Raw genomic sequence first — 13,786 nt, forward strand, 5'->3', positions numbered from 1 at the left:
GTATCTGTTTTAGTTTTACAAAAAAACATCAGCTATGAAAAAAATAATTATAGTAGTCATATTTTTTTTAATTCCTACAGCTTACGCGCAACAAGAGTTAAGAATAGATACTGGTAAAAGTATTATTAATTGGCAAGGTTCTGATCTTCTAAATTTGAATACACATAATGGAACAGTAAAATTTAAAAACGGTGTTATACGTAGAAAAGGTATTCTTATTACAGGAGGGGAATTTGAAATTGATATGAATTCTATTATCAATATAGGTGGTCAATATAATGAAATGTTGATCACCCATTTGAAGAGTGAAGATTTTTTTAATGTTAAAAAACATTCAATTGCTAAATTAGAAATTATTAATACCCGGTATATAAATGCTACAAATTTGGATGTAATTGCATATCTAACCATCAATGGTATAAGGCACATAATACAGTATCAATCTACTATTGAAAACATTAATAACCAAGTGCTGATGAAATCTAAATTTGTAATCGATAGAACATTATGGAAAATCAACTATAAATCCAAAAATTTTCTTGTTAACCTGAAGGATGATATCATATCAAACACTATTGGTTTTGAAGTATTTGTAGTAGTAAACCAGGATGGATGTTAAAAGTTTATTTATTGACCTTTACACCTTCCCACTGCACTCCCTGAAAATCCATCAAAATGTAATAATTTCCTGATTCGTTTTCCACAAATTTTATTGATTCCTCAGAAGTCTTATCTCCAAAAAACATAGTTTCGCTTTCTGGATAGAGTACTCCATTATTTTGTCCTTTCTGATATAAAAACAAACTATCTCTTTCTACTTTAAGGGTAATTAAAAGATGTCCGGCATCAACAAAATCATAAGTTCCTTCATACTTTTTAAGCACAAGAGGAGAAAGGTTGATCGATTTACGAAGTACTGCTTTTGGCATTTTTACCTTCTTGCCCTCAAGTATCTTTTCTAAATCACTTACCAATTGCTCAAAAGGAATTTCATCATAGTTTGTTAAGAAAACAATACTATAATCTTGCGAAAAATTTCTATGAATATAAGCTCGTTTACCTTTTGTACCTCCTGCATGCGAAATACTATGATCATGAATCAACGAGGCATGATCTTCTTTGTTTAAGGCAGTAAGAAATTGAGTCAAATCATCAACAGACGAATGTAAATTACCCATTCTTACTTCATCCTGTAAAAAAGAATCGACACTTTTAATGTTTTTTTCATCATCAACATAATGTCCATAGGCATAACTTTTTAAATGCCTAAGATCTGCATCAAAATTACCACCTGAGCTCTTCATTCTTAACGGTTTGAAAAAATTTTCTTTCAAAAATAAAGAATACGAACTTTTATTGGTTTTGCCTATAATATAGTATAACAACTGAAAACCTACATTAGAATATCGCATCTCAGAACCTGGCTCAAACTCTAATTCTTCCTTTGAAGCTAGAGTTACTATTTCATCTGGAGAAAGTTCTAATGTATTAGATATTGAACTATCAAATTCTCTGGGTAAACCCGAACTATTATCCATAAGATGCTGAATAGTTATACGCCCTCCATTAGGAAAACCGGGCAAATATTTACCAATGGTATCGTTACGATTAATTTTACCTTCGCTTTCTAGCTGAAGTATACTTACTTTGGCAAATAATTTAGAAACAGAACGAAGATCAAATTGGCTTTCTACATTTACATATAATTTAGACAACGTATCCAAAGAGATATTATATGCTTTTCGTAAAACAGTTTTCTTACCCTTCTTAAGTAATACCACTCCATTAAATTTCTTTAACTCGGTAAGCTTTGTTAAATACGTATCACTTTTTAGAAATAGCGAATCATTGGGCTTGTTTTCATGATTAACTTTTGAAATTTTTGTTTCTTTATTTTTAGAACATGCTACTAAAAATATGGCTAATACTAACAGTTTTAATAAAATACGAGTCATTTTCTTTTTTATTGCAAAGCAAATACAATTGGCGTATTAAAAATTGTAAAAATGGAACCTTGTCTAATGACGGAATAAAAATTCTGGTAGATCATTAAAGAATTGCATAGGTGTTACACCGCATACTTTCTTAAAATCCCGATTAAAATGTGATTGATCAAAATAATCATATGTATAACACAGTTCGGTCATAGAAATATGTTTGTTCTTAATTCTAAATTTAACCAAATCCATAATTCGTACTGTAATGATAAACTTCTTCAAACTATAAAGTACTTCTTGCTTAAAGATTCTATTTAAATATTGACGGGTTTTTTTATATTTTTCACTCAATAGATTTACCGATGTCATTCCTTTTACACTGTATATATACTCACAAACCTCTTTTACAAAAAGAGCCGAAGAACTAAGTATAAGGTTTTGGTCTTTTATAAAATCACTTGCTATAGTACACATGTCATTTATTGGCACATCATTAAATAATTGCTCTCGTACTCCTAATATGCCCGTTTTTTCAATACTTAGGTCAATAATTCCAGAAGTATCTAAGTATGAAAAAAAATGTGCATTTGCCCACGGTTGTACTTTAATTGTAAAAAAAGTAAGAGATACTTCAAATTTTAGCGTATAAGGAGGGGAAAGATCATGAATAGTAAATACTTTAAAAGGGATAGGAAGAGTGGATTGTTTCTCTCCATATGTTAGCACACTATTACATTCTTTAAAGAAAACAAAATCATAACAACAATCATCGATCACTGGCACATACTTAACCGCTGTATCCATTTTTTTTGAAAAGTAATAATATTCTTTTATCAAGTGTTGTAAGGATAAATCAGCAAGTTCACTTTTAATAATCATAGTATTGTAGTAATTGTAAACCATTAAAGCTATCAAACTTTGATAGCATGTAAATTTCACCAAAAAGTAAAATTATGGCCTTTTTTGTCACATTTTTGATCTTTTAGTTGTCATCATATAATAATACATTTATATATTAAAGAAACATATTTATTCATACATTAAAAAATCAATGTTTGATTTCAACACATATCAGGAGTTTTTATTTCCATTTGCCTATAACATTCTTGGATCTACCGACGATGCAAAAGATGCTATTCAGGATACTTTAAACACTTTTATTTCGCTTCAAAACAAAAATATAGATAACCCTAAAGCATACTTGATCAAATCGGTTATTAATACTTCGATCAATAAAAAAAATCGGCAGAAAAAATTTGTTTCAGAAAATAGTTCTCTTCCAGAACCTATTGCTACCGATACTGCTGATAATGATTTATACTTAAAAGATATCGTTTCGTACTCATTATTGATTTTATTAGATCAATTAACTGTAAAAGAAAGAGCTGTTTTTGTGCTAAAAGAAGCATTTAATTATTCTCATAATGATATTGCCGAAGTTCTTTCTAGCACTCCCGAGAATTCGAGAAAATTATTGAGTCGAGCTAAGATTAAATTAAAAAAACCCAGTCAAAAGAATCTAACCTTTACAAACAAAAAAACAGAAGAATATCTTAATAATTACAGTACTGCAATACGAGAAAGAGATATCAAAAAGTTAGAGCAACTTTTTGCCAATGATATTACCATGATTGCTGATGGTGGTGATAAAATTAAGGTTCTTAGAAATTTTACCCGCGGAAAACAGAACTGTATCCAGCTGATTCTTGAAGTTTTTAATAAATTTCAATTGCGGCAAAACATTAGATATATTAGAGTTAATCACCAACCTGCAATTGCATATTTTGACAATAATATATTATCATCTTGTCAGGTGTTTTCAATTAATCAAGATCAAAAAATTTATAAAATCAGCTCTGTGGTTGATCCAGAAAAACTTAAAAATATTGCAAAAAAGATGCGTTAGTGTCACGTTTTCATATTGTGATTTGTCATATAGGTAAATGACAAATTTATATACAATGAAAGAAGATTTTTTTAATGATACGCTAGAAAATAAAGAAGTACTAATCCTACCCAATGAAGGAGAAGCATTTACTATGAATGGCATTTCTTTTACTTTTAAACTAACCAGTGAATTATCGAATAACCAACTAGGGGTATATGAAATAGTTTTAGCACCTCGAGCCATTGGTGCCAAGTTACATTATCATAGATTTATGGATGAAACCTTTATAGTAAATAAAGGAATACTCACTCTTTTTACAGGAACTAAAGGCGATAAACATCTGATTGCCCCCGGTACCGTAGCATATGCTCCTAGATTTACCCCACACGGATTTCAAAATGACACCGACGAAGAAGTTCGGCTTACCCTACTTTTTAATCCTTCACAAAAAAGAGAAGGTTTTTTTAGAGGATTATATGAAACGCTTAACAGTGACACTATTGACCCAGAAAAATATTTAAAACTTTATAACAAATACGATAGTTTTCCTGTCGATACTTCTAATATGTTACCAATTAGAGATCATTAATTTTAAAGTGATTGGTCATATTTTCGCTTGTTTTCTTTCCTTTACCAGAGGTAAATACACTAGAATTTGATAAAAATCGATACAATTTCATAGATTATAATAGCAAACAGTATAAATTTGCAATATTGATTATATGATAAACTGTAAAAGTATTTTTGTACATACACCTTACATTAAAATATTTCAATTCATTAATAATCAATAAATTACACCAAATAAAGAAAACTTTAACAGTAAAAAATTTGCTTTACTAGACGACTGGTCATATTTTTGTCGTCCCAAAATGAGAATGATGTCGAAAACCATAAAACATGAGATCAAAGCTGATTACCTTTTAGAAAAAGGGATGGAAATCATTTGGTCTAAAGGTTACAATGGTACTAGTGTAAATGACATTGTTAAGGCAGCTGATGTTCCTAAAGGTTCTTTTTACTTTTATTTTGATAGTAAAGAAGATTTTGCAATTAAGGCTTTGGACAAATATTTTACAACACAGGTTACTCCTGCTCTAGTAATTTTACGTGACAAATCATTTTCTGCAAAACAACGTCTGATTAATTTTTATGAGTACAGAATTGAAGTAGTAAAAAAAGAATTAGAATGCAAAAATGGATGTATGGCCTGTAACCTAAGTAATGAAATGGCCGAACATAATGAAAACATAAGAGAGGCAGTCTTAGAAAAACATGATACAATAAAAGCAGAAATTATTACTGTTGCCATAGAAGCTCAAAAACAAGGAGAAATAGATGCTTCGATTGATGTAGTAAACATGGTAGATTTTATTGAAGATGCTGGTAAAGGAGCAATGACAACTATGAAAGAGACCCAAAGTGCTTATCCGATGGATAATGTAATGAATATGACCCAGCAGTTGTTTTTAAAATAATTTTTTTTGAATTATATATAGACGACCGGTCAATTGTTAACATTTAAATAATCTTAAAGTATGATGTAAACCATAATTTAGTAAATCAAACAATACAAATAGTCGACTGGTCAATTATAAAATTTAAATGTTTTTATTTTTTTTCAAAGACCATGTCCTAATATCAATACTCAAATCGTCTAAACATAAAAACTTATAATAATCTGTATCATATCAACTTGTAATGTATTACAAGTCGACTGGTCAACTAACAACTAATAATTATATGAATGCACTAAAAAAAGCAGGTAACGCTACCAATGCGTTTGCAAAGAAATGGGCAGAATTTGTAATCAAATTCAAATGGCCTGTATTAATTTCCACATTAGTCATTGCGATGGGGCTTGGTTCACAAGGTAATATGGAGTTTGATGGTGATTATCACGTATTTTTCAGTGAATCTAACCCAGAACTCGAAGCTTTTGACGCTTTGCAGGATAAATACACCAAGGATGACAATATTGTTATTGTACTTTCTCCTTCTAATGGCGATATATTTACTAAAGAGAACCTAATTGCTATAGAAGAACTTACGGCCGAAGCTTGGAACACCCCCTACTCTTCTCGTGTAGATGCAGTAACAAATTTTCAGCATACAAGTGCCCAGGGTGACGATTTATACGTAGACGATCTATCTTATGAATCTGCCTCTAAAACTGATTCAGAAATTAAATCGATTAAAGAAAAAGCATTGAAAGAACCTCTTTTGGTAAATCGTCTGCTTAATGAAAAAGGAAGTGTTACTGCAATTAATGTAACTGTACGACTACCAGGAAAAGATAGTGCCAAGGAGATACCAGAAGTGACTGCTTTTGTTAGAAAATCAATTTCTGATTTTCAAGAAAAATATCCGAATTTTCAGATACACTCATCGGGATTGGTACCTCTTAATACTGCTTTCTTCGAATCTTCAATGAGAGATATGATGTTAACCCTGATTATGTTGGTTATTGTAATCTTAACTACACTCATTCTTACAAGAAACTTTTTTAGCACCCTAGCTACGTTAATTGTTGTACTATTTTCTATTATGAGTGCAATTGGTTTTGTAGGGATTATGGGAATTAAGCTCACTCCGCCATCTTCTGTTTTCCCAACAATGATATTAACTTTGGCTGTGGCAGATAGTATTCATATCCTGATTACTATGCTCCAAAAAATGCGTAAAGATGGATATACAAAAAAGGATGCTCTTGTCGAATCTATGCGTCTTAACTTCATGCCGGTTTTCATCACCAGTTTAACTACGGTTATTGGTTTCTTAACCATGAATTTTGGGGATGTACCTCCGTTTTGGGACTTAGGAAATATTACCGCTTTTGGAATGACAATGGCCTTTTTCTATTCTACTACAGCATTACCAGCACTTATGGCAGTTCTTCCTGTAAAGGTTAAAGAAAAGAAAGGTATTCTTATAGAAAAATCGAGCTGGTATACTAATCTTGGGCATTTTGTAGCAAAACAACCTACAAAACTTGCAATAATCTCTATAATAGTAATTGGTGCCTTTACATTTCTGGCTACCAAAAATCGATTTAATGATGAGTTCATCAACTATTTTGATGAAACAGTACAATTTAGAAGTGATACTGATTATATAAGCGAAAACTTAACCGGAATTTATAATGTTGAATTCTCTGTTGGAAGTGGAGAAAGCGGAGGGATCAATAACCCAGAGTATCTTAAAAAATTAAATGATTTTGAAGATTGGCTTAACGAACAACCCGAAGTGATACATGTAAACGCATTTAGTGAGGTTGCCCGAAGAGTAAATCGATCAATGCACGGAGATAATGAATCTTATTATAGGGTTCCTAATAGTCGTGAAGAAGCAGCACAGTATTTATTGCTATATGAGCTTTCTTTACCATTTGGATTAGATCTTAATAATCAAATTAATGTAGATAAATCTGAAAGCCGAGTCACTATAACACTGCAGAATATCTCTAGTGCCGAGATGATTGCTTTTTCAAAAAGAGCCGAAAAATGGTTACAGGATAATACTCCAAAACCTATGCATACTATTGGAGTAAGCCCTACTCTTATGTTTTCTAAATTAGGCTTTAGACAAGCAGATAGCATGCTTAAAGGAAATATAATTGCGCTAATACTGATCTCTCTGGTATTAATGTTCGCACTAAGAAATTTTAAACTTGGTCTTCTAAGTATCATTCCTAATGTTACTCCAGTTTTTATCGGGTTTGGATTTTGGGCAATGTACAAAGCTCAAATTAATACAGGAATGGTTATCGTTTTCGGGATGACTCTAGGAATAATAGTAGATGATACTGTTCATTTTATGAGTAAATTCTTAAGAGCTCGAAGAGAATTAGGCTATGATGCCAGGCAAGCAGTTATCTATGCGTTTGAAACCGTCGGAAAAGCACTAGTAACTACTACAGTGGTACTCCTGGCTGGGTTTGCTGTGCTATCCACCTCATCATTCGCTTTAAATAGCTATATGGCGAGAATTACGGTTATTATTATTCTGTCGGCCTTAATTATCGACTTTATATTACTGCCCGCTCTACTAATTCTTATTAGTAAAAAAGATAAGGTTACTACAGAAACACCAGTAAAAGAATTAGAACCACAAATGCAACTTGATAAATAATAAATAAAAACAATAAAGAATCTATTACTATGAGAACATTAATTTTAGCTGGACTTGCAGTACTAAGTACTATAACTTTAACAGCACAAAATGCAGAAGAACGAGGTTTGCAAATTGCTAAAGCAGCAGATCAGGCAGATCAGGGTTTCAATAGCTCTATTGTAAACCTAAAAATGACCCTAAAAAATAAAAATGGACAAACCAGTGAACGGTTATTAATTACCCGAACTTTAGAACAAACAACAGATGGTGACAAATCTTTGATTGTTTTTAATAGCCCAAAAGATGTAAAAGGAACCTCGACATTAACTTTTACTCATAAAATTGGAGCAGATGATCAATGGCTTTTCTTACCTTCGATCAAAAGAGTAAAAAGAATATCTTCTAATAACAAATCAGGCCCATTTGTAGGTAGTGAATTTGCATATGAGGATCTTTCTTCTCAAGAAGTAGAAAAGTACAGCTACAAATTTTTGGAAGAAAAAGGAAATTTATTAATCGTAGAGCAGGATCCGGTTGATCCAAAATCTGGTTACACAAGAAGAATTGTTACTTACAATAAAGACAAAGGATATCGAATAGAAAAGGTCGAATTCTATGATCGTAAAAACTCACTACTCAAAACGCTTACCTATAGTGATTATAAATTGTATAAAGGAAAATTCTGGAGAGCATTAACTCTTCATATGGTAAATCACCAAAGTAATAAAGAAACCGTATTAAAATTTAGTGACTATAATTTTGAAGCAGCACTTGCTGATGAAGATTTTACTCAAGTTGCTCTAAAACGGGCAGGGCAATAAATTTAAATAAATGAAAAACACAAGGCTAATTTTGTGTGATATCTAATAGTAGTTCTTTTGGTTACTTTACTGAATCTTTATTGTTATCGCAACCAGGTCTTGTGTTTTTCCTTATACAAAATAAACAATAGCTATACGAATCTTTTTTAGCTTTTGCTTAATCAGATCGTATTACGCATATCAAAACCCGTTTTTTATTGCTTTACTTTTTATCATCAATATTAGAACATTGATCACAATTCTTAGTCTGGTTAAAGGCCAGAAAATAAAAAAACGAATACATGAAGATTAAATCTATCTATTACATAATTCTGCTATTATGCATTGGTAATACAATATATGCTCAAAATGAAACGGCTAAAAAGGTAAATCATGATTTTGAGTTAGAATTAGAAGGAGAATATCGTTATTTCTATAATAATGCTCTTTTTGAAGATCAGGAAGATCATTTTCCTTCTCTGGCAGTACAACCAGAATATAAAGCCGAATGGAATGCCGGATATGAAAGCATCAATTTTAAAGGTTTTTTTAGACTAGATGTTGATAATGAGCGAACACATTGGGATATACGAGAACTTTATTATCAAAAAGCTAAAAAAAACTGGGAATTTAATCTTGGACTCAAAAAGGTCTATTGGGGTGTTGCAGAAAGCAATCATTTGGTAGATATCATTAATCAAACCGATGCTGTTGAATCTTTTGATGGAGAAGAAAAATTGGGTCAACCCATGGCTCAGTTTACATGGATAACCGAAAAATTTGGAACTTTTGATTTCTTTTATCTCCCTTATCATCGTAAACGCACTTTCTCTGGTAAAAAAGGAAGATTACGGTTCCCGGTAGTAATTGATAAAGATGACCTGAATTATGAAAGTAGCGCAAAAGAATGGAGACAGGATGTTGCTATTCGCTGGAAACACTATTTTGATATTTTCGATATTGGTATCTCTCATTTTTATGGAACCGGTAGAGAGCCTCTTTTTATATTTGATACCACAGGAAATATCAATGCTTTTTATCCCGTAATACATCAAACCGGTCTAGATTTGCAAATTACCCATGACGCTTTTTTATGGAAACTAGAATCTATTTATCGCCATGCAGATGCTCAGGATTTCTTTGCTATGGTAGCTGGCCTCGAATATACATTTTCTAATATTGATGGAAATGGACTTGACATCGGAGTTCTAGGAGAGTATTTATATGACGACCGAGACGAACTAGCGCTAAATGCATTACAAAATGATGTGTTTTTCGGAAGCCGTATTGCTTTTAATGATTCCCAGGATACATCAATACTAATCGGGGGAATTACGGATCTAGAATCTAGTACTACTATTTTTAGCCTCGAAGCTTCAAGACGTTTTGGTAATAGCTGGACTGCAGCAATTGAAGCCCGTATTTTTAATGAAATTGATGATAATGAATTGATCTTATCTAATTTTAGAGAAGATAGTTTTTTTAGAATCTCTATTTCTAAATATTTCTAAAAAAACAAAAACTGTATAAATGAAAAAGCCATCCCTAGTTAACAGGATGGCTTTTATAAAAAGTTCAAAGCTTATCTATAACTAATTCTTAATACAGATAGTTTAAAGCAGTTCTGTCATAATTCGAAAATTCTCCATCTTCACCACCATCGAAGCAAGAAATCATAATAGAATCTGTATCTAAACCACTTTGTCCCCAACGATTAGCAGTTGGAGTTCCTGGAATATGGATAGCCCCTATACCAGCAGATCCTTCATTACTGTTATCACATCTTCTTCGAGCATAATCAGTATGTCTGAATCCTAAACAGTGTCCCATTTCATGACCCATCAAATGCTCCATAGCATTATTACTTAAACTGTTGCTACCTGCATTAATCTGAATCCACTTATATGGTCTTCCTCCACTAGGGAAACCAGCAGATCCTCCTGCACCCGAAGCACCATTATTATATACTACCATATCAGCACTGGTAGATGCTGCAAAAGATAGACTGAAACTTAGTGTATTATTTAATGCATTATAATTGTTAACAGCCCACTGAAGTCCTGTACGCATTTTACTGGTTAAAGCATATCCAGATCCTGTATACCCGATAATACTAATGTTTCTATTACCACTAGATACAAGGTTATTTGTTCTGTACTGCTTGTTCCCATTTTCTATTTCTGCCAGTTTTTGTTCTGCCAATTTATTAATTGCTAAAATAAGGTCGCTAGATTGTATAGCATTTTCTACTGACCCATCAGGATGTTTTACCGTTACATATTCTGCTCCAGTAGCATTCACTCCTGCATCATGTAATGCTTGAATGTGAGCTTTTGAAACTTGTTCTGTAACAGCTTCTGGTTGTGTCTCGTTAGAAACCTCTTTTTTTTCACAGGATGTTGTAAATCCTGCAACGATAGCGCAAAGCGCTAATACTTTGATTTTTTTCATTTTAATTAAGTTGAATTTGTGTAGTTATTAAAAACTAAAAATAGAGTAGTTATGCTCTATTTTAAATACAATTATGTAGAAAGCTTTGAACTTTTCTAAATTTTTGCGGTTTGAAGATATGATATTTTTTTGTAAAAATTAGTTAATTTTTTAAACTATTTGTTGTAAATACGGTAAAACCGTAAGATTCTTCTAAAGAAAATGCAAAAAACGCAATTTTAAAATAACACAAAAAATCGATCAAATACACAATTCTTATATCACCATAATATGTTAACAAGGTGTTAAAGCAAGAGATGAATAGGGATGTTAAAGAAAACTTAATTAAATATCAAAAGCATAAGATGTAGAAAGTTTTTTCCTACATATCATAAAGTTTAAGTTTTAAAAAATTACATTTTAAATATTTAACAAAAATTAAAAAAACATATTCATATGAAACAACTTTAGTATCTAATCTATTCTTAGTGACAAAATTTAGAGCATAAAAAAAGTCCATAATATGGACTTATAATGTTATAAATAGAAAAACTTTAATCTATATTCGATCACACAATCTCTGCGCTAAGACCTGCATCTAATAATTTGGAACATCGCGGTACTAATTCTTCGTAAACACCTGTTTTTACAGTACATTTTCCTTTATAGTGCACTAACATAGCACATTGCTCTGCTTGTACCGGTGTATGTTCACAAGTATAAATAAGAGTTTCTATAACATGATCAAATGTGTTTACATCATCATTATACAAAACAATCTCGTTATTGCTTTGGTCAACAGATTTTTCTAAAACTTCTTCTAAAACTTTCTCCTGGGTACTCATAAGGGGGTAATTGTTTTATGCAAATATAATAACTTAGAGTATTATATGCATTAATTAAAAGATTATTTTAACTCATAAGACGCTGCTATCCAATTATTTCTATTGAAATTTTCTATAAAATCAAGATGATTCTTTGTACATTCTTCTGTAATCATATCTAAATCTTCTTTATAAAACCCGCTCAAAAATAATTTGCCCTTGGGGCTTAAAGATTTCACATATTGTTGAATGTCATTTAGTAATATATTGCGATTGATATTAGCAATAATAACATCATATTTTTTTCCTGATAAAAGTGAGGCATCACCCTCATACGCAGTAATATCTTCACAATTATTACGCTCTACATTTTCTACGGTATTTAAATAACACCAATTATCAATATCGATAGCATCTGTAGGTCCGGCACCTCTCATTTTAGCAAGAATAGCCAAAACCCCAGTACCGCATCCCATATCCAATACTGTTTTATCATTTAGGTCAGTTTTCAAAATATGTTGGATCATCATATGTGTAGTCTCATGATGCCCTGTACCAAAAGACATTTTGGGTTCTATAATAATATCATATTTTGTATTTGGTTTTTCATGAAAAGGCGCTCTTACACTACAAATACCATCTACAACAATTGGATTAAAGTTCTTTTCCCATTCTTTGTTCCAGTTTATTTGCTCTATTTCTTCAATGGTATATTCTATATCAAACTCTCCAGAATTTAAGACATAAACACCTTCCAAAATACTCTCTTCCCATTCTATACTTTGAATAAAAGCATTAACTCCGTTTTCGGTTTCTACAAAGCTTTCGAATCCAACATATCCCAATTCTGCAATTAATATTTCTGTAGCTGGTTGTAGCGGTGAAACCTTAAAATAATACCCAATGTATTTTGTATTCGACATACTGATCTTTAATTATTTTGCAAAGTTACTCTTTTACCTTAATGTTGGTATCAAAAGTAAATCTTAAAAAAAAGCACCCCATCTTACCATGGGGTGCTTTTATGCATTCTGTTAATTCTTAAATAGCATTTACTATTGCAGAAAAATTTTCTGCATCTAATGAAGCTCCTCCTATTAATCCTCCATCTACATCGGTTTTTGCAAAAATTTCCTGAGCATTATTAGGTTTTACACTTCCACCATATAAAATAGAAACCTCATCTGCAGTTTCCTGATCATAGGTATTCGCTATGGTTTTTCTTATAAACGCGTGCATTTCCTGAGCTTGTTCTGGAGATGCAGTTTCTCCTGTTCCTATTGCCCAAACTGGTTCGTATGCAAGGATTACATTTTTCCAATCTGCTTTATCAATATGAAAAAGGCCATTTTTTAATTGCTGTTCTACAACAGAGAAATGATTATCACTTTTTCGATCTTGCAATTCTTCTCCAAAACAGAAAATTATAGTCATCTCATGTTGTAATGCTGTATTAACTTTATGAGCTAGTAATTGATCTGTTTCTCCAAAATAAGCTCTACGCTCACTATGTCCCAAAATTACAGTCTCTACTCCAATATTTTTAAGCATATCTGCAGAAATTTCTCCTGTATATGCGCCATTTTCTGCTTCATGCATATTTTGTGCGGCAACGGTAATTTCTGAGGATTTTAAAACTTCAGTTGCACTATACAGGTTGGTAAATGTAGGTGCTACAATAATTTTTGCTTCAGACGATGCTTTAAGTTTGGTTGTTAACTCAGATAGCAATGTCTTGGTTTCTGCCAGATTCTTATTCATTTTCCAGTTTCCGGCTACAATTTTTTTTCTCAT

Annotated in this window: 13 protein-coding genes; 7 read left to right on the forward strand and 6 right to left on the reverse strand. The window is 31.7% G+C overall.

What is annotated here, in order from left to right; genetic code table 11:
* Positions 1-34: 34 nt before the first annotated feature.
* The gene (locus NNL09_RS00795) at positions 35-619 is read left to right on the forward strand and encodes a YceI family protein (RefSeq protein WP_196910638.1); all 585 of its coding nucleotides are present in this window, start codon (positions 35-37) and stop codon (positions 617-619) included.
* A 4-nt stretch (positions 620-623) separates the two neighbouring features.
* Here NNL09_RS00795 and NNL09_RS00800 read toward each other — a convergent pair whose 3' ends face one another.
* Positions 624-1,955: a serine hydrolase gene (locus NNL09_RS00800; RefSeq protein WP_196910639.1), complete on the reverse strand. Its 1,332-nt coding sequence runs from the start codon at positions 1,953-1,955 to the stop codon at positions 624-626.
* Between the two features lie 63 nt (positions 1,956-2,018).
* Positions 2,019-2,816, reverse strand: coding sequence for a helix-turn-helix transcriptional regulator (locus tag NNL09_RS00805; protein WP_196910640.1), 798 nt, complete (start codon positions 2,814-2,816; stop codon positions 2,019-2,021).
* A 172-nt stretch (positions 2,817-2,988) separates the two neighbouring features.
* Here NNL09_RS00805 and NNL09_RS00810 point away from each other — a divergent pair, with 172 nt between their 5' ends.
* From NNL09_RS00810 to NNL09_RS00835, 6 genes are all read left to right on the forward strand, one after another.
* On the forward strand, positions 2,989-3,843 hold the full coding sequence (locus NNL09_RS00810; protein ID WP_196910641.1) for a sigma-70 family RNA polymerase sigma factor: 855 nt from the start codon (positions 2,989-2,991) through the stop codon (positions 3,841-3,843).
* 55 nt (positions 3,844-3,898) lie between these two features.
* Entirely contained in the window at positions 3,899-4,414 is a 516-nt protein-coding gene (locus NNL09_RS00815) for a cupin domain-containing protein (protein WP_196910642.1), read from the forward strand.
* A gap of 292 nt (positions 4,415-4,706) precedes the next feature.
* The gene (locus tag NNL09_RS00820; protein WP_035096408.1) at positions 4,707-5,303 is read left to right on the forward strand and encodes a TetR/AcrR family transcriptional regulator; all 597 of its coding nucleotides are present in this window, start codon (positions 4,707-4,709) and stop codon (positions 5,301-5,303) included.
* A gap of 265 nt (positions 5,304-5,568) precedes the next feature.
* Positions 5,569-7,956 carry an RND family transporter gene (locus tag NNL09_RS00825; RefSeq protein WP_025666497.1) on the forward strand — a complete coding sequence of 796 codons (2,388 nt, stop codon included), beginning with the start codon at positions 5,569-5,571 and terminating at the stop codon, positions 7,954-7,956.
* 29 nt (positions 7,957-7,985) lie between these two features.
* On the forward strand, positions 7,986-8,759 hold the full coding sequence (locus NNL09_RS00830; protein ID WP_025666496.1) for an outer membrane lipoprotein-sorting protein: 774 nt from the start codon (positions 7,986-7,988) through the stop codon (positions 8,757-8,759).
* A gap of 281 nt (positions 8,760-9,040) precedes the next feature.
* Positions 9,041-10,249 (forward strand): hypothetical protein, encoded by a 1,209-nt coding sequence (locus NNL09_RS00835; protein WP_196910643.1) that lies wholly within the window; start codon positions 9,041-9,043, stop codon positions 10,247-10,249.
* 88 nt (positions 10,250-10,337) lie between these two features.
* Here the strand turns inward: NNL09_RS00835 and NNL09_RS00840 are convergent, their stop codons facing one another.
* The 4 genes from NNL09_RS00840 to tpiA all read right to left on the reverse strand — a co-directional run bounded on the left by NNL09_RS00840 (position 10,338) and on the right by tpiA (position 13,786).
* A complete protein-coding gene (locus NNL09_RS00840) occupies positions 10,338-11,189 on the reverse strand; it encodes a M57 family metalloprotease (protein ID WP_025666494.1) in 852 nt (283 codons plus the stop codon).
* 548 nt (positions 11,190-11,737) lie between these two features.
* Positions 11,738-12,013 carry an ATP-dependent Clp protease adaptor ClpS gene (locus tag NNL09_RS00845; RefSeq protein ID WP_025666493.1) on the reverse strand — a complete coding sequence of 92 codons (276 nt, stop codon included), beginning with the start codon at positions 12,011-12,013 and terminating at the stop codon, positions 11,738-11,740.
* A 62-nt stretch (positions 12,014-12,075) separates the two neighbouring features.
* Complete coding sequence (prmA, locus tag NNL09_RS00850; RefSeq protein WP_196910644.1) at positions 12,076-12,915, reverse strand: 50S ribosomal protein L11 methyltransferase; 840 nt, start codon at positions 12,913-12,915, stop codon at positions 12,076-12,078.
* Between the two features lie 118 nt (positions 12,916-13,033).
* Positions 13,034-13,786, reverse strand: coding sequence for a triose-phosphate isomerase (gene tpiA / locus NNL09_RS00855; RefSeq protein WP_196910645.1), 753 nt, complete (start codon positions 13,784-13,786; stop codon positions 13,034-13,036).

The organism is Aquimarina sp. EL_43 (assembly GCF_943422735.1).
Lineage (GTDB): Bacteria > Bacteroidota > Bacteroidia > Flavobacteriales > Flavobacteriaceae > Aquimarina > Aquimarina megaterium.